Source organism: Ferrovibrio sp. MS7 (assembly GCF_038404985.1).
Classification (GTDB): domain Bacteria; phylum Pseudomonadota; class Alphaproteobacteria; order Ferrovibrionales; family Ferrovibrionaceae; genus Ferrovibrio; species Ferrovibrio plantarum.
Genome location: NZ_JBBKBA010000002.1, coordinates 945,678 through 969,703, shown reverse-complemented (window position 1 = coordinate 969,703; position 24,026 = coordinate 945,678). Strand labels below are relative to the sequence as shown.

Annotated in this window: 21 protein-coding genes and 1 tRNA gene; 11 read left to right on the top strand and 11 right to left on the bottom strand. The window is 58.7% G+C overall.

Features of this window, described 5'->3' with window-relative positions; genetic code table 11:
- Together V6B08_RS17785 and V6B08_RS17780 are read right to left on the bottom strand one after the other, a co-directional pair.
- Positions 1-1,206: an acyl-CoA dehydrogenase family protein gene (locus V6B08_RS17785; RefSeq protein ID WP_341983357.1), complete on the bottom strand. Its 1,206-nt coding sequence runs from the start codon at positions 1,204-1,206 to the stop codon at positions 1-3.
- A 110-nt stretch (positions 1,207-1,316) separates the two neighbouring features.
- Positions 1,317-1,772 carry a nucleoside deaminase gene (locus tag V6B08_RS17780; RefSeq protein WP_341983355.1) on the bottom strand — a complete coding sequence of 152 codons (456 nt, stop codon included), beginning with the start codon at positions 1,770-1,772 and terminating at the stop codon, positions 1,317-1,319.
- A gap of 88 nt (positions 1,773-1,860) precedes the next feature.
- On the opposite strand from V6B08_RS17780, the gene V6B08_RS17775 reads away from it, so the two are divergent.
- The 3 genes from V6B08_RS17775 to rsmD are packed head-to-tail and all read left to right on the top strand — an operon-like array spanning position 1,861 to position 4,006.
- The gene (locus V6B08_RS17775; protein ID WP_341983531.1) at positions 1,861-2,589 is read left to right on the top strand and encodes a gamma-glutamyl-gamma-aminobutyrate hydrolase family protein; all 729 of its coding nucleotides are present in this window, start codon (positions 1,861-1,863) and stop codon (positions 2,587-2,589) included.
- Positions 2,586-3,434: a pseudouridine synthase gene (locus V6B08_RS17770; protein WP_341983353.1), complete on the top strand. Its 849-nt coding sequence runs from the start codon at positions 2,586-2,588 to the stop codon at positions 3,432-3,434. Before V6B08_RS17775 ends, V6B08_RS17770 begins: the two co-directional genes overlap by 4 nt.
- Entirely contained in the window at positions 3,434-4,006 is a 573-nt protein-coding gene (rsmD, locus tag V6B08_RS17765; RefSeq protein WP_341983351.1) for a 16S rRNA (guanine(966)-N(2))-methyltransferase RsmD, read from the top strand. The genes V6B08_RS17770 and rsmD overlap by 1 nt, the downstream gene beginning before the upstream one ends.
- Before the next feature lie 190 nt (positions 4,007-4,196).
- On the opposite strand, the gene V6B08_RS17760 is transcribed toward rsmD, so the two are convergent.
- Positions 4,197-5,363 carry an aromatic ring-hydroxylating oxygenase subunit alpha gene (locus tag V6B08_RS17760; RefSeq protein WP_341983349.1) on the bottom strand — a complete coding sequence of 389 codons (1,167 nt, stop codon included), beginning with the start codon at positions 5,361-5,363 and terminating at the stop codon, positions 4,197-4,199.
- Between the two features lie 224 nt (positions 5,364-5,587).
- Here V6B08_RS17760 and V6B08_RS17755 point away from each other — a divergent pair, with 224 nt between their 5' ends.
- Together V6B08_RS17755 and lepA are read left to right on the top strand one after the other, a co-directional pair.
- Complete coding sequence (locus V6B08_RS17755) at positions 5,588-6,016, top strand: PaaI family thioesterase (RefSeq protein ID WP_341983347.1); 429 nt, start codon at positions 5,588-5,590, stop codon at positions 6,014-6,016.
- Between the two features lie 5 nt (positions 6,017-6,021).
- The gene (lepA, locus tag V6B08_RS17750; RefSeq protein ID WP_341983345.1) at positions 6,022-7,827 is read left to right on the top strand and encodes a translation elongation factor 4; all 1,806 of its coding nucleotides are present in this window, start codon (positions 6,022-6,024) and stop codon (positions 7,825-7,827) included.
- Between the two features lie 68 nt (positions 7,828-7,895).
- Here lepA and V6B08_RS17745 read toward each other — a convergent pair whose 3' ends face one another.
- The gene (locus V6B08_RS17745; RefSeq protein ID WP_341983342.1) at positions 7,896-8,219 is read right to left on the bottom strand and encodes a hypothetical protein; all 324 of its coding nucleotides are present in this window, start codon (positions 8,217-8,219) and stop codon (positions 7,896-7,898) included.
- Between the two features lie 97 nt (positions 8,220-8,316).
- Here V6B08_RS17745 and V6B08_RS17740 point away from each other — a divergent pair.
- From V6B08_RS17740 to V6B08_RS17720, 5 genes are all read left to right on the top strand, one after another.
- Positions 8,317-8,407, top strand: a tRNA-Ser gene (locus V6B08_RS17740).
- A gap of 210 nt (positions 8,408-8,617) precedes the next feature.
- Complete coding sequence (locus tag V6B08_RS17735) at positions 8,618-9,901, top strand: TniQ family protein (protein WP_341983340.1); 1,284 nt, start codon at positions 8,618-8,620, stop codon at positions 9,899-9,901.
- A 47-nt stretch (positions 9,902-9,948) separates the two neighbouring features.
- Positions 9,949-10,464, top strand: a complete 516-nt coding sequence (locus V6B08_RS17730) for a TnsA endonuclease N-terminal domain-containing protein (RefSeq protein WP_341983338.1) — start codon at positions 9,949-9,951, stop codon at positions 10,462-10,464.
- 80 nt (positions 10,465-10,544) lie between these two features.
- Entirely contained in the window at positions 10,545-12,476 is a 1,932-nt protein-coding gene (locus V6B08_RS17725; protein WP_341983336.1) for a TnsB C-terminal domain-containing protein, read from the top strand.
- Positions 12,473-13,369 carry a TniB family NTP-binding protein gene (locus V6B08_RS17720; RefSeq protein ID WP_341983334.1) on the top strand — a complete coding sequence of 299 codons (897 nt, stop codon included), beginning with the start codon at positions 12,473-12,475 and terminating at the stop codon, positions 13,367-13,369. The genes V6B08_RS17725 and V6B08_RS17720 overlap by 4 nt, the downstream gene beginning before the upstream one ends.
- 32 nt (positions 13,370-13,401) lie before the next feature.
- Here V6B08_RS17720 and V6B08_RS17715 read toward each other — a convergent pair whose 3' ends face one another.
- The 4 genes from V6B08_RS17715 to V6B08_RS17700 form a co-directional block, all read right to left on the bottom strand.
- On the bottom strand, positions 13,402-14,364 hold the full coding sequence (locus V6B08_RS17715; protein WP_341983332.1) for a Wadjet anti-phage system protein JetD domain-containing protein: 963 nt from the start codon (positions 14,362-14,364) through the stop codon (positions 13,402-13,404).
- 182 nt (positions 14,365-14,546) lie between these two features.
- Positions 14,547-17,984: an SbcC/MukB-like Walker B domain-containing protein gene (locus V6B08_RS17710; RefSeq protein ID WP_341983330.1), complete on the bottom strand. Its 3,438-nt coding sequence runs from the start codon at positions 17,982-17,984 to the stop codon at positions 14,547-14,549.
- Positions 17,981-18,649, bottom strand: coding sequence for a DUF4194 domain-containing protein (locus V6B08_RS17705; protein ID WP_341983328.1), 669 nt, complete (start codon positions 18,647-18,649; stop codon positions 17,981-17,983). The genes V6B08_RS17710 and V6B08_RS17705 overlap by 4 nt, the downstream gene beginning before the upstream one ends.
- Positions 18,646-20,043, bottom strand: coding sequence for a Wadjet anti-phage system protein JetA family protein (locus V6B08_RS17700; RefSeq protein ID WP_341983326.1), 1,398 nt, complete (start codon positions 20,041-20,043; stop codon positions 18,646-18,648). The genes V6B08_RS17705 and V6B08_RS17700 overlap by 4 nt, the downstream gene beginning before the upstream one ends.
- 262 nt (positions 20,044-20,305) lie before the next feature.
- Here V6B08_RS17700 and V6B08_RS21940 point away from each other — a divergent pair, with 262 nt between their 5' ends.
- Positions 20,306-20,812 carry a DNA-binding protein gene (locus V6B08_RS21940; protein WP_440588821.1) on the top strand — a complete coding sequence of 169 codons (507 nt, stop codon included), beginning with the start codon at positions 20,306-20,308 and terminating at the stop codon, positions 20,810-20,812.
- A gap of 265 nt (positions 20,813-21,077) precedes the next feature.
- Here the strand turns inward: V6B08_RS21940 and qatD are convergent, their stop codons facing one another.
- Genes qatD through qatB form a run of 3 tightly spaced genes read right to left on the bottom strand, consistent with a single transcriptional unit; the run spans position 21,078 to position 23,931 of the window.
- The gene (qatD, locus tag V6B08_RS17695) at positions 21,078-21,833 is read right to left on the bottom strand and encodes a Qat anti-phage system TatD family nuclease QatD (RefSeq protein ID WP_341983324.1); all 756 of its coding nucleotides are present in this window, start codon (positions 21,831-21,833) and stop codon (positions 21,078-21,080) included.
- Complete coding sequence (gene qatC, locus V6B08_RS17690) at positions 21,830-23,200, bottom strand: Qat anti-phage system QueC-like protein QatC (RefSeq protein ID WP_341983322.1); 1,371 nt, start codon at positions 23,198-23,200, stop codon at positions 21,830-21,832. Before qatC ends, qatD begins: the two co-directional genes overlap by 4 nt.
- Positions 23,197-23,931, bottom strand: coding sequence for a Qat anti-phage system associated protein QatB (gene qatB / locus V6B08_RS17685; protein ID WP_341983320.1), 735 nt, complete (start codon positions 23,929-23,931; stop codon positions 23,197-23,199). Before qatB ends, qatC begins: the two co-directional genes overlap by 4 nt.
- Between the last annotated feature and the right edge of the window lie 95 nt (positions 23,932-24,026).

Here is a 24,026-nt window from a genome sequence, read left to right as displayed (position 1 = left end):
TTAGTTCCAGCGCTGCAGCTCGAGGCGACCGATCTGGTTGCGATGCACCTCGTCCGGACCATCGGCGAAACGCAGCGTGCGGGCCTGGGCATAGGAATAGGCCAGCATCTGGTCGTCGGAAACGCCCGACGCGCCATGCACCTGCATCGCCCAGTCGATCACCTTGCAGGCCATGTTCGGCGCCGCCACCTTGATCATGGCGATTTCCTTGCGCGCCGCCTTGTTGCCCACCGTGTCCATCTTCCAGGCCGCGTGCAGGGTCAGGAAGCGGGCCTGGTCGATCAGGATGCGCGATTCGGCGATGCGCTCCAGCGTCACCGTCTGCTCCGACACCGGCTTGCCGAAAGCAACACGGCTCTTGGCGCGCTTGCACATCTTCTCCAGGCTGCGCTCGGCCAGGCCGATCAGGCGCATGCAATGGTGGATACGGCCCGGGCCAAGGCGGCCTTGAGCGATCTCGAAGCCACGGCCCTCGCCGAGCAGCACGTTGCTCACCGGCACTCGGACATTGTCGAACACCACTTCGCCATGGCCATGCGGCGCGTCGTCATAGCCGAATACCGGCAGCATGCGCAGCACCTTCACGCCGGGCGTGTCGCGCGGCACCAGCACCATGCTCTGCTGCATGTACTTGTTCGGGTTGTTGGCGTCGGTCTTGCCCATGAAGATGATGATCTTGCAGCGCGGGTCGCCGATGCCGGAGGTCCACCACTTGCGGCCGTTGATCACGTAGTGATCGCCGTCGCGCTTGATCTCGGACTCGATGTTGGTGGCGTCCGACGAGGCCACCGCCGGCTCGGTCATGGCGAAGGCGGAGCGGATTTCACCAGCCAGCAGCGGCTCCAGCCACTGCTTCTTGTGCTCCTCGGTGCCGTAGCGTTCGATGGTCTCCATGTTGCCGGTATCCGGCGCCGAGCAGTTGAACACTTCCGGTGCCAGGAAGGAGCGGCCCATGATTTCGCAGAGGCTGCCATATTCATGGTTCTTGAGGCCGGCGCCGCGATGGCTGTCAGGCAGGAACAGGTTCCACAGCCCTTGCGCCTTGGCCTTGGCCTTGAGTTCTTCCACCACCTTTGTCGGTTCCCAGCGGTCGCCGGTGGCGATCTCGGCAAAGAAACGGTCCTCGTTGGGATAGATATGGTCATCCATGAATTTGGAGACCTGCTCCTGCAGCGTTTTCACGCGGTCGGAAAAAGTGAAATCCATTGTGGTTAGTCCTTGTTCGATAGTTAGCCGATAACGGTTGACGGACCGAGTTTAAACCCGTGCAAGGAAGCCGGATAGGGCCAGCCGGGTGGCCGAACAAACAGGAGGGATCAGCGGCGGCTGGAAAAGAAGTCGCGCAGCAGGGCTGCCGAATCCGCGGCGGCCAGCCCGGCATAGACTTCCGGGCGGTGATGGCAAGTTGCCTGGGCGTAGAAACGCACGCCGTTTTCCACGGCGCCGCCCTTGGGATCGTCGGCGCCGTAATACAGCCGTCGCAGCCGCGCGAAGGAAATTGCTGCAGCGCACATAGGGCAGGGCTCCAGCGTCACGTAAAGGTCACAGCCGGTCAGCCGTTCCTGGCCCAAGGCGGCGGCGGCGCGGCGGATCGCCAGCACCTCCGCATGGGCGGTGGGGTCGTTCAGCGCCCGGGTCTCGTTGCCGGCCTGGGCCACCACCTGGCCGGTGGCGCCATCCACCAGCACGGCGCCGACCGGCACCTCGCCGCGCTCTGCTGCGACGCGAGCCTCGGCCAGAGCCAGATCCATGTAGCCGGAAGCCTGTTTCATGGCGCCAACCTGCGGCAGCGCGGGTGGGGCGTCAAGCCCGGTTGCCGCCGCTGTTGCTGTGATGGGCTGCCGGGCCTATAACCGCGCCATGACCAGCAAGACCAAAGTCCCCCTGATCGGCCTGACGCTCGATTCCGAGCAGCCCGGCGGCTATTCCAAGTTTCCGTGGTATGCGATCCGACAGAATTACTGCTCGGCGGTTACCGAGTCCGGCGGTGTGCCGCTGGTGCTGCCGCATGAGCCGGCGGTGGCAGCGCGCTATGTCGAACTGCTGGATGGCCTGATCGTCACCGGTGGTGCCTTCGATGTCGATCCGGTGCTGTTCGGCGCCGGCACCAAGCATGCCAGCGTCACCACCAAGGATGCGCGCACGCAGTTTGAGTGGGCGATGATCAAGGGCATGCTGGCGGCGGACAAGCCGGTGCTCGGCATCTGCGGCGGGCAGCAATTGCTCAACGTGGTGCTGGGCGGCACGCTGATCCAGCATATCCCCGATGCGGTGCCCGATGCCCTGGCGCATGAACAGCCCAATCCGCGCAACGAGGCCGGCCATGATGTGGCGATCACGCCCGGCACCAGGCTGCAGGCGATCGTTGGCAAGGACGCGCTGCCGGTGAACTCGGCGCATCATCAGGCAGTGGACAAGGTGGCGCCCGGCGCCACCGTCAATGCCGTGGCCTCCGATGGCGTGATCGAAGGCATCGAGCATGGCGGCTACCGCTTCTGCATCGGCGTGCAATGGCACCCGGAATTCTTCATCTCCGAAGGCGACCGCGCGCTTTACGCCGCCTTCATCGCCGCGGCGGCCAAGCCATGACCGACAAGCACAAGGATGCCGCCAAGGATGGCACCAAGGATGGCGAGCGCATCGCCAAGCGGCTGGCGCGCGCCGGGCTTTGCTCGCGCCGCGATGCCGAACGCTGGATCGCCGAAGGCCGCGTGATGGTGAACGGCAAGGTGCTGACCACCCCGGCGGTGGTGGTGACCGCCGCCGACCGCATCGTGGTGGATGGCAAGCCGGTGGGCGAGCCGGAGCGCACCCGGCTGTGGCTGTTGCACAAAAAGCGCGGCCTGATGACCACGCATCGCGACCCGCAAGGCCGCCCGACGGTGTTCGAGCAACTGCCCGAGGATATGCCGCGCGTCATCTCGGTTGGCCGGCTCGACTTCAATTCCGAAGGCCTGCTGCTGCTGACCAATGATGGCGCGCTGGCACGCAAGCTGGAATTGCCGAGCCAGGGCTGGCTGCGTCGCTACCGCGTGCGCGTGCATGGCCAGGTGGTGGAAGCTTTGCTGGCACGGCTGGCCAATGGCATCACTATCGATGGCGTCGAATATGGCGCCATCCAGGCCAGTGTCGAGCGCCAGAAGGGCGACAATGCCTGGCTGATCATCGGTCTGCGCGAGGGCAAGAACCGCGAAATCCGCCGTGTCATGGAGCATCTCGGCTATCCGGTCAGCCGCCTGATCCGTGTCGCCTATGGCCCGTTCCAGCTCGGCAACCTGGTGGAAGGCGAAGTCCGCGAGGTGGCGGGCAAAGTGCTGGCCGAGCAGCTTGGCGAAAAGCCGGCGAAGCGTCCGCGCACAGGCCAAGATCGCAGCGCCCAGGACCGCAGCGCCCAGAACCGCGGTATTCAGGCCCGGCCTGAAAAGAAAAAGTAATGCGCATCGTAGGCGGCAGCCATCGCGGCCGTGCGCTGCATGCGCCGCCGGAACAGGCTACGCGCCCGACCACCGACCGGGTGCGCGAATCCCTGTTCAACATGCTGCTGCATTCGCCCTCCCTGCTCACCGATGAGGGCAAGACACGGCTGGATGGCGGCATCGTGCTGGATGCCTTCGCCGGCAGCGGCGCCTTGAGTTTCGAGGCGTTGTCGCGCGGCGCACTGCATGCCTATCTGTTCGAGATCGATCCGGCGGCGCGGCGCTGCATCCTGCGCAATGCTTCCGAGCTTGGTCTATCGGAGCGCATCACGCTGCGCGCCGCCGATGCGCGCCAGCCCGGCCGCGCTTCTGTGCCGGTGGACATTGTGTTCCTCGATCCGCCCTACCGTTCCGGCCTTGGCACGCCGGTGCTGCAGGGTCTGGACCGCGATGGCTGGCTCAAACCCCAGGCGCTGGCGATCATCGAAACCGACGCCAAAGGCGCCTATGCCGTGCCCGAGGGTTTTGATCTGCTCGAGGAACGCCAGCAGGGCCCGGCGCGGCTCACTTTCCTGCGGAAGAGAGCTTAGTCTCGTCACCGCCGGGCTTGACCCGGCGGTCTCTTGGAAAGTGGCATGAGATGCGCGGATCAAGTCCGCGCATGACGATTCTTTTTTATTCGTCATGCCCTGCGGAGGCAGGGCATCCACGAGTGTTTTTATTCTGCGATAAAAAGAAACTCGTGGATGGTCCGCCTGCGCGGACCATGACGAAACCTAGTTACTCCTCCACCGACCGCGTGCCGAGATCGGCGTCGAGCTGGTCATGGAACACCTTGATGCCGTATTCGAGCTGGCCGAAGGTGAAGCGCGTATTCGCGCCCGAACGCAGCGAGGCGTGGATACGTTCCGAAATCCACAGATCTTCGGCCTGGAATACGCCGCCTTCGATCAGCGCGAAGGAGCGCTGCCAATGGTCGCGCTCCTTGTCGTTGCGCGGCGGATGTGGGGTGAGCATGGTATGCATGAAGTCGGTTTCGTCGGCACCGACCGGATACATCGTCAGGATGCTGGTGTAATCGGGATGCAGCACCAGAACGGTGTTGGGATAGATCACATAGGCGAAACTGGCATGGCGGCGGGCATCCCAGTCGCTCTCCGGCAGGTGTGCGATTTCGCCGAATTCCTGTCGCGCCACGATGGAGCGGATGTGCGGCCCGACGCGGTCGAGAATCGCGGCACCATCCTGGAAGAACGGCCCGACGGTTTTGTGATGCAGTCGCACCACATGGTAGCTTTCCAGGAAAGCATCCATCACCAGCTTCCAGTTGGTCTTGCGCCGCGTGATCGCGCGGGCGAAGCCGTGCATGTTGGCGAAGCCGAAGACATCCAGGTCTTCGCCCAGCCCTGAGAGGAAGCTGGTCAGGTCGAGGCTGCTGCTGTCGCCGGCTTGCGGAATGCCCCAGATGATGCCGTGGCGGATTTCGAGCGGAAACGGGGTGAGGCCATGCCGCGCCGGATCGAGGCCGGGGAAGGTGTCGAGGCAGGGGATATGCTTCACCCGGCCATCCAGATCGTAGGTCCAGTTATGATACGGGCAGACCAGCGACGACTTGCGCGCCGGTTCCGGGCAATCCGCCAGCCGGGCGCCGCGATGGCGGCAGGCATTGAGGAAGCCGCGGATTTGCCCGTCGCGGGCACGCAGCAGCAGCAGCGGGCGGTCGATGATATCCAGCGTCAGGGTGTCGCCGGCCTTGGGCAGGGTGCTTTCATGCCCTAGCACCAGCGGCAGGCGGCGGAACAGCGTCTCCTGCTCCAGCCGGGCGCGGTCGGCGTCGTAGTAGACCTCGGGGGCAATATGGAAGGGGCGCGCGATTTTCTCCGCCCGCTCGGCGGCGAGGCCGTTCAACAGGCGCCGGAATTGCGCCAGATGCGCCGGGTGTCGCATCCTGAAATCCTCCCTGCGGCCCACTGGAAGGGGCCTTTCTTGGCACCCAGGGAAGCATGGCGGGTGGAAAAAGCAAGCGGAATCGCCAAAACTGCCGCTACGTCAAGCGCTTAACCGCATTTCGCGGGCGCAACCGGCTTTCATTGCTCAGGCCCCGCTTGGGTGCTAAAACCCGCGCCATGACACAGCCTCAACCTATTGCCCTGGCGACTGTTCCGGCCGGCATGAAAAAGTTGGCCCTCGATGTCGGTTTCATGGCGGCGAACGGCCCGCTATGGGGCCGGCTCGATCCGGAAGACGGCTTGCCGATCATGGGCTTCCGGGTGGAGGAGCGGCACATGAATCCGGGCCGCATCTGCCATGGCGGCATGATGATGACCTTCGCCGACATGCTGCTGGGCTTCACGGCCGGCATCGCCGCCGGTGGCCGCAAATTCGTGCCGACAATCCAGTTGAATGGCGACTTCGCCGCGCCGGCACCGCTCGGCGCCTGGGTCGAGGGCAAGGGCCGCCTGGTGCGCCTGACCCGCAACATGGGCTTTGTCGACAGCCTGATCACCGCCGATGGCGTGCCCTGCCTGCGCGCCAATGGCATCATGAAGATTCCGTCGCAGGATACGCCGCATGGCGATATCCGCCGCCTGTTTGGATAAGCACCTTGGCCACCGATCTTTCCCTGATCCGCAACTTCTCGATCATCGCCCATATCGATCATGGCAAGTCGACTCTTGCCGACCGTCTGATCGAGGCCTGCGGCGGCCTGGAAAAGCGCGAGATGACCGAGCAGATTCTCGACAACATGGATATCGAGAAGGAGCGCGGCATCACCATCAAGGCGCAGACCGTGCGCCTGAACTACACGGCCAAGGACGGCAAGACCTATGTGCTGAACCTGATGGACACGCCCGGCCATGTCGACTTCGCCTATGAAGTCAGCCGCAGCCTGGCGGCCTGCGAAGGCTCGCTGCTGGTGGTGGATGCCAGCCAGGGTGTGGAAGCGCAGACGCTGGCAAACGTGTATCAGGCACTGGATGCCAATCACGAAATCGTGCCGGTGCTGAACAAGATCGACCTGCCGGCGGCCGAGCCCGACCGCGTGAAGGCGCAGATCGAGGATGTGATCGGCCTGGATGCCACCGATGCGGTGGAAATCTCGGCCAAGACCGGGCTTGGCATCGACAAGGTGCTGGAAGCCCTGGTGACACGCCTGCCTGCACCGAAAGGCGACCGTGAGGCGCCGCTGAAGGCCCTGCTGGTGGATAGCTGGTACGATGCCTATCTCGGCGTCGTGGTGCTGTTCCGTGTTGTCGATGGCACGATCAAGAAGGGCATGAAGATCAAGTTCATGTCCTCGGGTGCGGTGCATCCGGTGGAGCGCGTCGGCGTATTCAACCCTAAGCGTGTCATCGTTGATGAACTCGGCCCCGGTGAGATGGGCTTCTTCACCGCCGCGATCAAGGAAGTGGCCGATACCAATGTCGGCGACACGATCACCGAGGAAAAGCGCGCCACGGCAACGCCGCTGGCCGGCTTCAAGCCCTCGGTGCCGGTGGTGTTCTGCGGCCTTTATCCTGTGGATGCCTCCTCCTTCACCGAATTGCGCGACAGCCTGGCCAAGCTGCGGCTGAACGACGCCAGCTTCCATTTCGAGATGGAAAGCTCGGCCGCGCTCGGCTTCGGCTTCCGCTGCGGCTTCCTTGGCCTGCTGCATCTGGAAATCATCCAGGAACGGCTGGAGCGCGAGTTCAACCTCGATCTCATCACCACGGCACCGAGCGTGATCTACAAGGTGCACAAGATCGATGGCAGCGTCGAGGACGTGCATAACCCAGCCGATATGCCGGATCCGACCCAGATCGACCATATCGACGAGCCGTGGATCAAGGCCACGATCATGGTGCCGGACGAGCATCTCGGCTCCATCCTCAAGCTCTGCGAAGACAAGCGCGGCCGCCAGGTGCAACTCACCTATGCCGGCAATCGCGCCATGGTGGTTTATCGCCTGCCGCTGAACGAAGTGGTGTTCGATTTCTATGATCGCCTGAAGTCAGTGAGTCGCGGCTATGCCAGCTTCGATTACCAGATGGATGGCTACGAGACCGGCAATCTGGTGAAGATGTCGATCTTGGTGAATGCCGAGCCGGTGGACGCGTTGGCCACCATCGTGCATGCCGCCCGCGCCGAGGCCCGGGGCCGCCAGCTCTGCGAGCGGCTGAAGGAACTGATTCCGCGCCAGATGTTCAAGATCGCCATCCAGGCGGCAATCGGCGGCCGTATCATTGCGCGCGAAGACATCTCGGCGCTGCGCAAGGACGTGCTGGCGAAATGCTATGGCGGCGACATCAGCCGCAAGCGCAAGCTGCTGGAGAAGCAAAAAGAGGGCAAGAAGCGTATGCGCAATGTCGGCAATGTGGAAATCCCGCAGGAAGCCTTCATTGCGGCGCTCAAGATGCCCGAGCCGTAAGGCGGGGAAGAGCTACCCGAGCCGTAAGGCGGGAAGAGCAACCCGAGCCGTAAGGCCCAGGCAGAAGGTTAGCTGAGCGCGCCGAAGCGGGCACGCTGTTTCTCTGCCGGCTTGCGGAACAGCCAGATTGCCGCCACGCCGATGGCGGCCAACACAATGGCACCTGGCTGGTGCAGCAGGCCGGTCATGCCCGGATCCCAGATATAGGCCGGCAGGTAACGCTGCATCAGTGCCTGCAACAGGGTCAGGCTGCCGGCATCGAGCTGATACCAGAAGGCGCCGAGCTCGCCGAAACGGGCCTGGCCGCTCTCCAGCCAGTTCAGGGCGTCGCCGCCCAGCGCCATCAGGCTCAACGCCACCAGCACCCAGCCGATCCAGCGCCCCAGAAACATCCCCACACCCCGCAGAAAGCCCTACCTGCCAATAGCTTAAAGCCTGTGGCGGGACAATTGCAAATTCGCCCGGCCAAAGTATAGTGCCGCCCGCGCTGGATGGGTGGCCGAGTGGTCGAAGGCGCGCGCCTGGAAAGTGCGTATACCCCAAAAGGGTATCGTGGGTTCGAATCCCACCCCATCCGCCATCTTCCCGTCGCCAACCACGACAGCGACTGTCGGAAACCACGTTAGTTGACAAAACACCACGTTAATTGACAATTCCGACAACCTTAATTGACAATTCGGCAGCATTACTGCCCCACTAAATCGCTATTTCATCTTATCCATCGTGGTAAAATTGTACCGAATCGCGCTCGCATTTTTCTCACCCGCGATGGATCCAGATGGATGCTTCCATGCAGCTGCCGAGCAGATGGCCGGTTGGCGTGAAGTTGCAGCCAAGCGAGAGCTTCGGCTCTTGGTTCGCACGCCTTGCATGGGCTCATGGACTATCGCCGTCTGAACTCTATCGCGTTGCGTTGCCCGGTGGGCGCATCGCCGGCGCCGACCTCGATCGCCATGCATGCGATGATCTGATCGCCAACCTGACGATCCACACCGGCGTACCTCGTAGCGACCTGGAGAAGGCCACCTGGCGCTCCTGGCGAGGCGCTGTCTTCGGCAGGGACGACGGCGGCGGGAATCTAGCCTGGCTGCCACCAGGCGGCCGTATCTACTCCAATCACTCCTTTGGCCAGCAGGTATGCCCCTCGTGCCTGGCGGCCGACAAGGAGCCCTATTTCCGGGCCGAGTGGCGCCTGGGGTTCGTGGCTGCCTGCCCCCATCACCGCCAACTGCTGGTCGACCGGTGCCCCGGTTGCTCCAGCTCGATCGGCGCTCAGGCTGCCCCGAACAACGCTTCCTTGGCCAAGTGCGGCTATTGCGGCTTCGACCTCCGGAATATCGCTCCGATCAAGGTGGATGAGCATGACCTGGCGCCTCAGCGACGTCTGCTGCGGATCGCCCGGGGCGACTGGCAGCACATGGGCGAGGCCGGGCCAGTGCATCCGGTGCTCTTCTTCAGGATATTTGCCCTGCTCTACCGCCTGGTGGCGTCCGGCCGCCATGCTCTGCCATTGCGCCGCTATCTGATGGGCCCGGGCTCTGACATTCGCGCAGAAGCGATCCCGAGGCTTCAGGAGATCGAGCGCTATCCGCCAAGGACTCGCCTGATCCTGGTCGGCCTGGCTTGGCAGCTGGCGCAGGATTGGCCGCATCGCTTTGCCGAGGCCTGCGGTGCAGCAGGGTTCCACCGCTGGATGATGTTCAAGCAGCCGGTTGACGTACCTTTCATCTATGCCGTGGCAGTGATGCGGTATCTGAACGGCTCGACCCATCATGTTCAGCCGGACGAGATTCGTGTAGCCGCCGGCAAGCTGGAAGCAGAGGGAGAGCAGCCAACCTACAAGGCGCTCCGGGGCGTCCTCGGGGTGAAATTCCATGCCGCTCGTCATCTGGCCGCGCCGGCGAAGCCGCACAAACCTTATGGCACACATCGCTACTGGAAGCTCGATGGCGTCTCGCCGTCGACCAGGGCGGCAGTAAAGGCCGCAGCCCATCACGCGGGCGAGAATGTCGGTGCCTGGGTGGATCAGGTGCTGCGCGAAGCGCTGGCCAAGACCAAGAAGGCGGATGGATGAGAGCGAAAGCCAGAAAGATCGGCCCAGGCAGGCAGAGCATTACCGGGATGGTTGCCAACGGTGACGATCCCATAGAGTTCGAGTCTACCCTTGAGCGCGATTATGTGGTGCTCACCAAGTTCCGGGAGCCGGATGCCGAGATACAGGATCAGCCCGAGAAGGTCTGGTTTATCAATGAGAGGGGCCGGAAGACCAAGTATGTCCCCGACTTCCTAGTCCGGCATGCCTCGGGCTATACAGAGCTAGTCGAGGTGAAGCCCAGACAAATACTGACGGAGCAGAAGGACTTCTTCGCTGCTCGCTTCGACGCCGCCCGCGAATTTGCCCGTGAGCGAGGCTGGGAATTCCAGATCTACTCAGAAATCCATATTCGCATCCCGATGCCGCGGAATGCGCATTTTCTTACCCCGTATCGTTCCCAGAAGGTGAAGCCAGACCTGTGCGCACGGTTGCTGCTCACCGTGAAGCGAGGACGCTTGCCGGTATCTGAACTGATAGCCGCGGTGGCTGGCAACAGAGAAGAGCGCCTCTATGCGATTCCTCAAGTGTGGCACCTGGTCTAGACCGGAAGACTGTCCGTCGATCTGGATGTCCTGGTTTCCCAGTCATCCATGATCTCCCTCACCCAAGCGGAACGTCATTAATGAAGCAGCTCGCTACCTTCAAGAAGGGTACGGAGGCCTATCTCTATGGCCGGCCCTGCCGGATCGTCGGTACGGCCGGCACGACGGCTGTGAGGGTGATGTTTCTGGACAGCGGTGAAACCGTTCAGACGAGCATCGACAACCTTTGGTCGGAGCTGCCCGAGAGTGCGCCGGAGCCTGCGCGCACATTGGATATGTGCCATCCGGGCGATATCTCTGAAGCCACCCGCCGTTTTGAGATCATTCGTCCTATCATTGAATTCATGGATTCACCTGAGAAGGCCGGCAAGATCGGTGATGTCTATGCCGCCGTGAACAAGCAGAGCGGCTTGGGGATCAAAACACTGTATCGCTGGGTCGATGTGTTCTGCAGCCGCCGTCTCCTCGCCGATCTTGCGCCACGCCGTCGGCGAAAACACAAACGGTTTCTCGGTGCCAAGCAGGAAGAGCTGGTGGCCGAGGCCGTGGAAATATACCTGTCGCCAAAACGGCCTTCGGTTAAGAAGGTTTATAAGTGGCTTACAATACAATGTGCGGACCTGGCTATTCCTCCACCGCATCTGAACACTTTTCGCCGGCGTCTGCGGGAATTGCCGCCCAGGCGCGCCCTGGCAGCCCGCCATGGCGCCAAGGCCGCGGCCGATAAGTATGACCAGATCAAAGGCCACTATCCCGGAGCCGATTATCCCCTGGCTTATGTCCAGATAGATCACACGCTCTTGGATATGACTGTCGTCAGCTCGAAATCCCGCGAGCCGATTGGGAGGGTCTGGCTGACAGTCGCGATCGACATATTCAGCCGAATGATCGTTGGGTTCTACCTTTCATTCGAGGCGCCGAGTGCATTCTCGGTATGCATGTGCATCCGGCGGGCCTTCCTGCCGAAAGAATCACTGCTTCTCGACCTCAAGGTAAATGGCGATTGGCCGGTCTGGGGCTTCATGCGAAATCTGCATGCCGATAATGGCGCTGATTTCAGAAGCGAAGTTTATAAGATAAACGTCATGCAGTATGGCTGCAATCTGAACTGGCGGGTGGTGCGGGATCCGCATTATGGCGGACATATTGAACGCCTCATCGGCACGATAAACACGTTCATGCATGATATTCCGGGGACGACATTCTCCAACCCGAGAATGCGTGGCGAATATGATTCGGAAGAGAATGCTGTCCTCGATATCGATGAGCTGGAGCAGCTTTTCTGCCATTGGATGGTGAATGTTTATCACAAACGTCCTCATACTGAGCTCGGCTGTACCCCGCTGGAGAAGTGGGAGGCAGGCATTGTCGGCTCTGATGGGTCGCCAGGTGTCGGCCTGCAGGATCGGATCGAGGATCCGGCGCGGCTGGCGATTGAGATGCTGCCCTTCACGGAGCGGACCATTCAGCGGGACGGCATCTCCTGGGATTCGATCACCTACATATCGGAAGCTTTAACGCCCTATATCCGGGCCACAGAAGGGCGGTCTTCTGCCAAGTTCAAAGTGCGTCGAGATCCCAGGGATGTCTCCTGCATATGGTTTCTTGATCCGAGGTCAGGTGAGTATCACCGGGTATACGAAGAAACACGCCAGATGCAGCCAATAACCATATGGGAGCACAAAAGGGCGAGGGAGCTGGCTGCCAAGCTCGGGCGGAGAAATGGCACCACGGCAGATAATATTGATGCTCATAAGGAAGTAGATCGCCTTGTCGAACAAGCCGAAACGAAAACCAAAACGGCCAAATCAGAGCGTCGCAATGCCGAGCGCCGGCGGCGAAGCAGGGCAACGTTAGCTACGGAGCCCCATCAGAAGAGGCCATCCGAGACACATAAGCGGGCTGCTGGCTTGCAACTGGTTGTTGATAACGACAGCAAGGCACAGCCCTTTGCACGTGACCTGGCACTCGACCTGGTGGATGACGACTTTCCTGTGGCGGAGGAAATATGACCGAACCAAATGCGGGTACCGATATATTCTCCGGCACGGGCGCCACGCTTTTTGCTGGGGACTTTGATGTTCTGCGGCGGCCCTGCTGGATACCTTATCCGCGGGCCAGCCTGGGGGTGCGCAAGCTTCGTGACCTGCTCCAGGCGCCCAGAAGCCACCGCCCTCGTGGCATGCTGCTGTATGGCGAGACTAACAGCGGCAAGACGACGATTGCCCGACACTTCCAGAATACGATCAACAAGGAGAGGCAGAGAAGCACGGAAGGCGACGACGTACCTGAGGACCGGCCCGTCATCATTGTTCAGTCCCCGCCATATGCCTCAGCCGAAGCCCTGCTCAGTAGCCTTTTGCGTTCAATCAATGCTCCTTTCCAGGAAACTTGGCGGTTCGAACGCAAGCTTGCCCAAACACTGAAGCTATTTCCGAAAAGCGGCATCAAGATGCTGATGATTGATGAGATTCATAATTCGCTAATCAGGCCTCATGACAAACGGGTGCAATTCCTAAATACCATTCGCTATCTGTCCAACGAACTTGAGATCCCAGTTGTTGTCATTGGTACAGATTTGGCGCTAAGCACCATTCAGTCTGACCAGCAGCTCGGGAATCGTCTGGAACCATTTAAGTTGATGCCATGGATGGCGGACAACGAGTTTGCCCGCTTCCTGGGTGGCATCCTGAAGCATCTGGGTTTGAGTCCACTGCCAGCAGTCAAGTCGAAGAAGTTTTGCGATAAGGTCATTAATATGACTGACGGCCTTACGGGGGAGATTTGGTCTCTCTCGGTCCAAGTGGCTGAATTTATGTGCGAGCAGAATATAGAGGTGCTCGATGAAGGCGTGTTGGATGCAATTGCGTGGGTGCGTCCACAGGAGCGGAGAAATGACAAGTAACTCTGTGGCCGCAGGGTACTTTCCCAGCCACTTCATATGGCCGTTTCTGGCACCGCTGGCATTGGCGACTCTGGCGGGAGGCTTTCCTGCTCGATCTTTCGTGCGTCAGGACCCATCAGCCAGGCCGCAAGGCCAGCGATGGCGGAGTCAGACTGCGCGATGGCGGACAGGCGCCGATCCGGCTTCATAGGTGCCCCGCGGCTAGCTAACCTTGTTGACATCAGATGCGGTCGGAGCTGGACACCGATCTCAGCTTCGATACGTCGAAATATGGTCACTCCGCCGGCATCAATGTCACCCCAATGCCAGGCTGGCAGACCGCCTGCGACCAGACTGCGGATGCAGGAGAGCACAGCCGGGGAAGGAAAGCCTCCGGTAAACACGACGATTCCGTGATCACGAACCTCGCGCACCTGGCGATGAAAGGACTGAAGATTCTCGATAAAGAGCAGGTATCGCGCGCTTACATCTGACCGCAAATCCGCTACTCGTTCGGGAGCGATTGCAAGATAGGGGTTCGCGGGCAGCTTACGGTCGTCGATAGTAACTGGTCCGCCGACAAACACAGGATTCCCATAGCGTACAAATCCGAGAACATCGAGTATATCGGTTCCTTCGGGCAGGCTTAGTAGGTGGCCAAGAATGCGGAGTAGCGATGACCGCACAGATTCGAAGTCCTTGCTGCCGAGGCCGAGCGAGACGCTAAACTGCCGTATGTCTTTGCCGCGATGCTCATTCTGGATGATGGCGCCTATGAATCGGATGACGAGAACGGCCCGATCCTCGTCACCGAGCCTGATACCAAAGGCGCCTTTTCCCAAGATCCAGGCCTCTATCAGGATGATCAGGGCCTGTCTCTGCAGTTCGTCTAGGATCTGGCATTCCCGCATAACCCTGGCTTCGAGTGCGCGACAGATTCCTTCCAGCCGTCTGTGTCCAATAACCGAAGCCAGTGCCGCAGCATCAAGGACCTCGATCATACCGAAATCATTCATTCGGCGCTCTTCGGTGCTTCGCCGCAGTTTAAGAATGCCGTTGGCTTCTAGTCTCGCCAAGGTGGAGCGGGCTTCGTCTTCAGCTTCGACAGGGATGGAAACGCGAGCTAGGCGTCGGCTCGGGCGCCGACCGGCGTCCGCGACATCGATTAGGTCAGATAGGAAGGCTTTGAGCTCAGGGTTCAAGCAGTCACCTCGCTATGCATCTCCCCTTCGAGCAGTTTGCGCCCCTTCTCTTTCAGGTTAACGTATTCAATATGGACGATATTACTACTGGATACCTTAGTCAGCACAATCGCCGTGTCCATCTTGGCATAGTAGACGGCCTTATTTGTTGAGGGCGCTACGCAAATGAGTTGTAGCCCAGTTCTCCGAAAGAATTCGATGGTCTTGGCAACGTTCATTGGTTCAAACTTGTTGAATGCCTCATCTAGCAAGATGGTGCCTGACCGATTTATTCGCGCGGTTGGGCTCATGCTGCCAAAATATGCCATAGCCACTGCAACTCCGAGACAAATGTAAAATGGCGCCTCGCGCTCGCCACCTGAGAGATCGCCAATCATATTCGACAACTTCCCCAGAGGTTTTGTCTTACCCGCTCCCACAAAAGTCGCAGCATTGTATATGTCGAGGTCGTACTCGTAGTAATTCCGTGGATCAATCAGCTCCTTGATCGGGTCATCATCGGTAGTCCCGCCAGTGAGCATATCCATCATCTGCTTTATAATTTTCACGTCATTGTGGTGAGGGTTTTGCTCAATGAAATCCATGGACAGGATTTTGTGGTTGCTGCGTACACGTTCAGCTAAGTTCAAATACTCACTAAGCCGTGCATTTGGAGACGATGTGATCTGGAAGATCATCTCGTTGAATTGAGCGCCGCGAAGATTAACGTTGAGGTCATTCTGGACCCGTCTCTGCTCGGCAATTTTTAAGAGGATCATGTCGAAGAATGCTGTCCTGGTAGTCTCCAAGAACAGATCAGCCGCGCGCCTAACGTCTTCGCTGTACGGTCGCAGGATATCATTTTCTATTTCATCGCAGCGGCGGTCTGTCCATGCGGCATGACGACGCATAATCGATAGCTGTTCATCATCATGGGTTGGAATCCCATGTGGATCGTGTGCATCGAGATACCGCGTCCTGGCATTCGCAAATGTAGTCCGAGCCCTATCCAGCCCGCGTTTATACTCCTTGATCAAACCCTCACAGTTTTCGTTGAATCTGGCAGTGTCGGATAACTTGTCTGTGATAAGTTTGATGGCCGACTCAAGATCATCGAGGAGGTCAGCCCGTTTGGCGTCCGCGGCTATACGACGTTCTCTCGATAGCATGCTGCGTACTTCTGGCAGGTAGTTTTTGACGGTCGTTTCTGCTTCCAATGCAGTCTTCTCTAGGTCCTTCCTTTTACTCTTATCCTCCGCCAATTGCCCATTGATCCCATCGAGCTCTTTCTTGTAGCCACTAATTTTATTCCCAAGTTCAGGATCGATCGCATCCATTGCGGCGTCTAGTTCTCGACTATTTCGTTCTAGGTCCTCTCGTCCCGCTTTAGCATTCCAGAGTACTTGGCTTGCCGCCGTCCGATCTGCTGGCACTTTATCGAATGCAGCGAGAATGCCCGACAAAAGATCTTGAGTTAGCTTCACTTTAGCATTGGCTGGACGCAGATCGACATTGATGTCTGCAAGTTTCTTCTGAAGAACTTCCTTTATCAGTCCGGTCCCTGAACCAAAGAGCTGAGGGTAACCATAGCGGCGAGCGCGGCGGATCGTGATACCTGAAGCCAGTCGACCATCGATCGTCGCCCCTCGATCGACCTCCTTAAGCTCTGCCTCTGTCGTAACTCGAAAGATGCGACCAATTTGATACTCAATGACCGCTCTGGCCAACGAATCGGTGACAACACAAACTTCTGCTAGACTGCCCTGGGAGAACTTGGCGTGCCCAACTGGAAGCTTGTTAGTCCGGATGACGATAGGATCTCCCTCTACTGTGTTTGCAACGACCGCCGCCGCCTCAATATCGTCAGGTTGGACCACTATTCCATGACACATATCGCCGAGAATTCCTTCGACGGTTCTACGCCATTCCTTGAATTCGGGTTTGATATCGACCAGTGCAGATAGGGGGCGTGCCTTGATGCCGCGTGCGATTAGCCGATCGATAACGCTACTAACTTGGCTCGGGACGGGGTCTCGTGAATCCTTCGCCAACTCGATCATTCTCTGTAGTTCCGCAACCTCCCTTTTCAGTCCTTCGGCTTCGGCAGCCGCCCTCGCTACTAGGCCTCGGATTGCCTCGATCAATCCAGATGTTCGCAGCGACTCGTAGGCATTGAACACGTCGTCGAATCTGGCCTGCCATGCTTTGCTACCGTCCATAAGGTCGATGATCGCAGTGGCATCGCTCACATAGCTACTGACATCAAGACCAATATCTACTGCACGGTTCACATGCCTGGGAACGGATAGAATGGCGACGCGAATCTCTTCAACTGCCCCATCTAGGCGGTCGAGATTCTGCTGAAGATACTCTCCGCGTTCCTTGAGTCTCTGGACGCGTTCAGCTTCTGGGCTCGCGGTAAGTTGTCGCTCTGTCGAGCCCAAATCTTGGTTCACTCGATCCCGCTCGTTCTCGAGGCGAGCCATACCATGGGTAATTTGTCCGATTTCCCACTTTGCCTTGCGGCGAGCGATCATCTCCTTGCGAACTCGACGTTGCTTTGTTTGGCGAGGAATCCTAATCTTGAGCCACTCGATGGCCGCTAGATTCATCTCATTTTCTATCGCGGATCGAGCCGCCCGACCGATTGCCTTGACTGCCTCAAATTCTGCTTCGGTCCGGCGTAGTCGGTCCAGCATGGCTTTCCATTGCGCATATTGTTCTTGCCAAGTTCCGACCGGCAATACGTCGTCTGGTAAGATGTTTGTGCGCATGAAATCGGAAATATCGCGAACCGCACCAGTCTCGAACTTGAGCGCCTGACGGAAGGCTCGGGTAAATCGCTGATCGGACATGCCACTGGCAGCACGGGCGCCACCTGGTCCTGCGTTTAGGATGCGGTGCCACGCCAGCCGAAAATCCTTAGCTTTCGTGTATGTCTGGATCAGGAAATCGTCGTCATCCAGAGCGGACTTCACCGATTTCCAGTCTCGCACGTAGAACTCATCGCCATTTATATAAGAGAAATCTTCCTTCGCCAGGAGACGGTCGCCCTCGATTACAAATCTGACATCGACAGCCTCAGTCTTGTCTTCGATAGAAGCTTTCATTCCGACACCGATGGTGATGTACTTTCCCGTAACCAGACAGTGATAGCCGGCGGCCAGATAACTGTAGGCACTTTCCCGTGTGTAGCGGTCCTTTACCTTGCCGAGGATATAAGAATGTACAGATCTCGATTGCTGCTTTGCCGTACTGCCATCCTCAGATCTGGAGTTGAGTCTTTGGGCACGATGGTCAATACCCAGGAGGCAGCACTGGATGGCGTCAAGAAGCGCAGTTTTTCCGGCGCCATTCCCACCAAAAATTACGGTCATTGGACCGAATCTGATATCCTCAGCTTGGTAAAGATACCAATTAATTGCTGTCAGTCGCTCGAGCGTATTGCTGTTCATTGATTATTTGTCTCGATCTTCCGTTGTTGCGCCATCTCATCCGTGAAGCGTTTCAGAAGTCCGATCTTTTCTTGGCTCAGTACAATGGTAATCGTTGGTCTGATTTTTACGAGAAATGGCTCCTCTGCTTCTGCATCGACATGGACGAGGCCATGATACTCCAAGTCCTTGAGCACATCGCGAAGCTGCTTTGTATTGGGATAGGATCGCTGTGGCGAGGTATCGGTAATTGCGGTTTCAATTTCGTCGCTGGTAACTATAACATCGTCGATTCCTGTGGCGTCATCGTCGCCGGTTGTGTCACCCATCGATCGGCGGGCATGATAGAGGTGTCGTAAGGTTAGTAAGAGCAGGGTGGTGCGCACATCGAGACGTCGTTCGCGCGGCTGCTGGACTACCTCGCCCGTTCTTGGATGCACAAGGGGGCGCATTCGGAAGCCGATTACGCCGATGTCCGTTCGCATAATGCCCTGATATCCCATCATACCGAGAATGGCCTCAACATCCCGCCACTTCTCCCTAGCCATGGCGTAGAGTTTGTCGGTGAAGCGATCGCCTTGGATAAAAAACTGTCGATCGAGGAGTGATTGCATGATGAATGCCATATCCGCTCCGGCTCCAGTCCGATCGATCTTATCGGCTAAGGTCTGAATATCCTCATTCATGACTTGTCCTTGATCTCGATGCGTCGTCCTGACCCTGTGAACCACTCGTTGTCTTCGTTGCCCTCTCGCCTTTGCACCGAAATTCCGAACTCAGTCTCGAGAGCCGCGAGAGATTCCCGGTCGAGGCCATAGAATCCAATTAAGTTAAGAAGATCAGTGGCCCCGTTCACGGGGAGCTCCGACAATGTGGCCGATTTTCTATCCTGCAGTTCGGATAGAATAAATTTACCGATAGCTTGTGGGTCGAATAGCCCTAGATTCTCAAATCTCTCCTTCAAGCGTTGCAGCGCCAGGTCTTCTTCAGTGGCTGGACGCTGGGCCGGCGCTGCGCCTGCAACGAACCTGGATGAAATGTTCGGAAAACGAAATACCTCCTGGTCGTAGGTCTTGCTCCGCCGTGCTATACCAGAAGAGAAATTGACACGATCCCAGACTGAGTCCGACAGTGTTCTACGCAAGGTTTCGATATCATTCATTTCGGTGCCATCAATGCTATCTAGGTAGCGAAGGCGGGAGTTGACCCGCGTCTGAACTCTGACCATCATTCGGTCGATCCGCTCTTGCAGGTCGGCGACGGCCTCGAAGGTCATGCGAATCCTGTCGAGAGTGCTTGTAATGATTTCGACCGCGTCCGTGATCTCGCTCTTCACAAACCCTTTGTCGAGTAGACCTTGGGCGAGTGCGGTCCGCACACCGCTATAGTCGATCGCGGCTTCACAATAGTTGATGATTTCGGCCCGAACTCGAAAAGGAGAGTTGGTCGATTTAAGCGTTGCCCAGTCTGTGATTAGGGTCTCGGATACGAAGTCTCTAAAGAAAACTTCAACAGCGCCAGCCGTCGACTGACTCCTAGCGATCTCTCCTTCGATCTTGCGCAAGGTCGACATAACCACGCGGAAATGCCGGGCCATGCGGTCAGCGAGGTTAGCGGCCTCCATGACTTTGTCGGCATTAGCCCGGGCAGCTTCAGGGTTGGCATCAGCCAGAGCATCGTGCAGAGAATCGTGGATCAGCTTGACCGACCCGCCATAGCTCTGACGTGTTTGCTCCGAAAAACCTCTTACAAATGAGAGGGTATGCAACCCGGCGACGGTAAAATTGACATGTACACGGAAGCGGTCACGAATTTCTTCTATCCAGCCGGCGTCCCTCAGGCGTCTGTAAACTTGGTAGTGGGTTTGAAGGTTCGGCTGGTCATCTGCCTCCTCCACGAGGTTGTGGTTCATAATGGCGAGGCAGTTGTGGATAGCCTCTCGGACTATTTCGACCGTTGGCATATCGGCTTCGAACTGGAACACGGCACGGTCAAGATGATCGACTACGGCATAATGCAAAGCGCCATTTGCCGAGGCGATAGTGCCAAAAAGCTTCGTAATTCGTTCATCAAAGGCCATGTCCGCTACTTTAAAGAATATAAGTGACTAATTAAATCCACTTTTTATTTCTATAGTACAAGAAGCTGCCTGATTCTAATGGCATAAAATTTTTTGGTGTTCTTCTTCAAGAATTCGAGCGGGCTGCCCCCGATCAATTCTGTAGCACCATATGTAACGTTACCATTTCGTTATGAAAAGATGAGGGCATAAAAGAACAATATTATCAGACAGAATTATGTAACGAATTGCATAACGTACAAAAAATGTTACAGTAACCGGCATGCGCAACGCATCTATATCCGAACAGGATGTCGTCAAGGCAGCTAAGGCCCTGATCAGCTGTGGCCGCGCGCCAAGTGTTCGTAATGTGCGCGATGTCATTGGTCGTGGGAGTTACGAGACAATTAATCGATACCTAAGGGCAGGCAGGGAGCAGGGGCTTCTGCCCCCCGTCCGTCGCCCCGAATCCGCCGGTCGCTCCACTGGGTCAGCGCGGGTCGCTGAACTCGAGGCTCTGCTAGCTGAAAATCATGTGAGTGCTGATCTCCAGGCCAGGGAGATTGCCGTGTTGGAACGGGATGTTGACCGCTGGAAGGGCATAGCGGCCGATTATCGGGTTAAATATGAGCGAGAATTGGAGAAGAGTGTTGAAGAAAGGATTCGCGGTACGGCGCAGGCAGACCAGCTTCGAGCGCTGAAGATGAGGTTAAATGACATCATGCGGCGCAAGCCAGTACGCCAAGACATCCTAATAAAATTGGCCTCCAAAGGTCGCCTAGTTTTCTAGAAGGTTCCGGTTCTCCTCGCATAAGAGGCGGCCGAGAGGATTGGCCCGGCCGCCGGGGAAGGTTTTCCCCTCAGCGATCCAGCCGAACCTGCAATCGGCGTGCGCTCGCGAAAGGCTTCATCTCCACCTTCTAAGATGTCGCTAACGGCCATGCGAATAGCCGGATTCTCCAGACTATCAGCCGTGTAGTTGATGGGGCAGCCCCGGCAGTGTGAGGGTCCGCCTTGGCGACGATGACTACAACATTGCCAGCTTTAGGCATACGTCAGCCAACCAGGGATCGAAGGTTTGATCGTACAGTATTTGTAATCGAGTCCGATGAAAGGCTCAAAAGGCCGGCGATCGCGGCGACCGTCGCTTTCACGTCGGCGGGCTCACTGGGGCGATCGTCGACCTGCGTGAACGGACCATCGGTTTCGGTCAGGATGCGGTCGATCGGCAATTCCGCGACTAGAGCACGGCCGCGGTCTGCTCGAACCATTTCCGCATTGATCGAGAAGTAGCAGCCAAGGGAGACGGCGCGTTTGGCCTCGCTGCGGCTGCCTGTAAACCAGTGTAGTACGACGCTTCCGCGATCGCGTGGTAAATGTTCTTCAATCATATCTAGAACCTGTGAAGTACTTCTCACGCTGTGGACTGTGAGAATTTTACCGCCCGCTTCAGCGCAGCACCGAAGGACACGGCGGAACACATGCTTTTGGACATCCAAAGACTTGTAGAAGCGTGGTCCCGCATCGAGCCCGACTTCACCCACGTATCGCGTCTCGGACAAGTGCCCCTCCCAGAGCGGTAGCTCGTGGGCGCGCTCTGCGACAAGCTGCGGGTGCAGGCCGAGCGCGGCACGCACGAAGCGCGTATGGCGCGTGAGCTCGTGATTGCGTACCCAGGCTTTGGGTGTTGTCGTGACGGTCAGCGTGTAAATTCGGGCAGCTTCTGCCCTTGCGATGGCGGCTTCATGGTCGGGATAAAGGTCAAGATGACAGTGGAAATCCACGCCGACAGCTTGAGCGGTATTGGTCATCCTGGGCGCGTCCTCACGCCCGTAAGCAGCGCGCCAACCTCCTCAAGCCCGCGTCGGTAGACGCCGGCAAGGGCTGCTTGCCGGGCTGGAGATTCATCGAAAAGCGGTCCCGGCTTGTGGATGAGGATTGGCGCCAGTGCCGGTCGGGCGCGAAGCCGCTCGATAGCGAGCTGGAAAGAGCGGATCTGGACGCCTTCCGATTGGCGTGTGTCGAGTGCTCGGGCGGTGAGGTCGTCGACCGTATAGACGGTCGGATCGGGATCGGGGCGGAGGCCGGCAACGAGTGCTGCCCGTCGAATGAGACAGGGGAGGCAATAACCGCAATGTTGTGTACTAAGGCCCTGCCAGCGTCCCTTGGTCGGAGCTGCGCAGGATAGCGATGAGGGGACGAGGCGGCGCAAAAGTGCGCCGTTGGCACAGGCCGCCACCATCTCCCCTTTGGTTTTATCCCAGTAAGGATTTTCGATTCGCCCGTTCACGCCGAGCCCATGGAGGGCGTCATTCCAGCGGGCGATGTAGAAGGGATGGGTCGTGCGTGTGCTCAGCGCTCCCAGGCGCAATGGATCGAGTGGCACGTTGACGGCTATGAGGCCGTTCTCTGGGACTTTGAGAGTGAAGGGGGCCTCGAGGCCGCTACCGGCAAAGATGCCGAGCGCGAAAAAGAGGAACGACCTTCCACGGGTTGTGTTCTCTCCGCCTGAACCACGAACGAAGTCATTCGGGTATGCCATCCAGAGGCGCAAGCGATCGAAGGCGCGGCCGCGATAGTGGGCCTTCAAGGCGTCAAAGATAGTAGACTGTGCATCGCTGGTCGCACCCTCGCCGGCATGGCTGATCAGAAGCGGCGTTCGACCATTTTCAAGTGCATCGATCGCGCCGATCAGGCTGTCGAGACCACCCGAGAAGAGGGCCAAGTCATCAAAGGGAGGGCCGATAAGCCTGGCGGGTGATGCCGATGCGACCCTTGTGAAGCTGCGTGGCCGCGGGCGGAACGCAAGCGACCAGTGGTCACCGGTGAGGAAGTTCAGCATCCGAACGAATATCGGCGCAACAGCGGTCCACCTATCGGGGGCAGCGACGGGAACGATCAGTCGGATTTCGCGTGTCCAGCCATCCTGCGATTCGCTCGCTCGCGAAATGCGGGTGTCGGCAGCATGGACGTGCGCAGCCAGAACCAGAATGTCCACTCCAACTTCGGAGGGGTGAACGCCGAGGCGAGAGAGATCGTTTATCGCGCGGCCGATTCCGTGATCGAGTGTCCGGTCGCCGAGAACCAGGTCGAGACGGGTTTGGGTTTCTCCATCGCCAAGTGGAACGCGGCTGCGGTCGCCGGGGCCGTACCGGCCTATGATGACGTGCCTCCTCATGCGCCTTCTGCCTCCGCGTCGCCCATGCTCTGCAAGATCCCAAATGCCTGCTCGTAAATGCGACCAACAAATTGAAGCACGCGATTGGGTGTGAGAGCAGCAGCAGTGGCACGGGCGTTTGTGAGCGCATCGGCCACGCCCCGCTGTATGAAGTCGCTCAATTGCGCCTGGACGCGCGCAGCCTCACGGCTGTCCGATGGCAGAGTGATCGTCTTCGCTCCGATGTCATTGCAGAGCCGCGCTTCGATCGCATTGGTAGCGTAAAGTTCAAACACCGCTTGCATCTGATCGGTCGTGAGGCTGTCGAGATCGGTTATGCCCGCACCGGCCAGATCGGTGATCGTCTCGATAAATGCTTCACGTGCGATGCCTTCGTCGATCGAACCACCGTCTGGACACACATAGTCCGCCAAACCAAGAAAGACTTCTTCGATCGGCCGACCCGCGAGAGCACCAAGATTCAGCGCCCGAAGGGCTTCGGTCGCCCCGCGGGTAACGGCGTCCGACAGGAAGCCAAGCAAGCGGCTGCCTGCGCCACGGGCTGATCCCATTCTTGCGGCGGCCGTGCGCGCCCCGCCTGAGGATGAGCCCACATAGTGCGATACTGCTCGGCCGAGGCTTCTACGGTCGTTGCCGCCGGAGCTGGCGAAACGCGAGAAATTGTTGCGAGCTGCCGAGAAGCGCGTGGGATCGGCCGCAGGCGGTATGGGCGGGCGCACCGGTGGTGCCATAGGGGCGGCTGGTGCAGCACCGTCCGCTGGCGCACCGTCCAGAGCTCCGCCCGACGCAGCAGGCGGCGCACCGTCATCGCCAAGCCAGCTTGGGA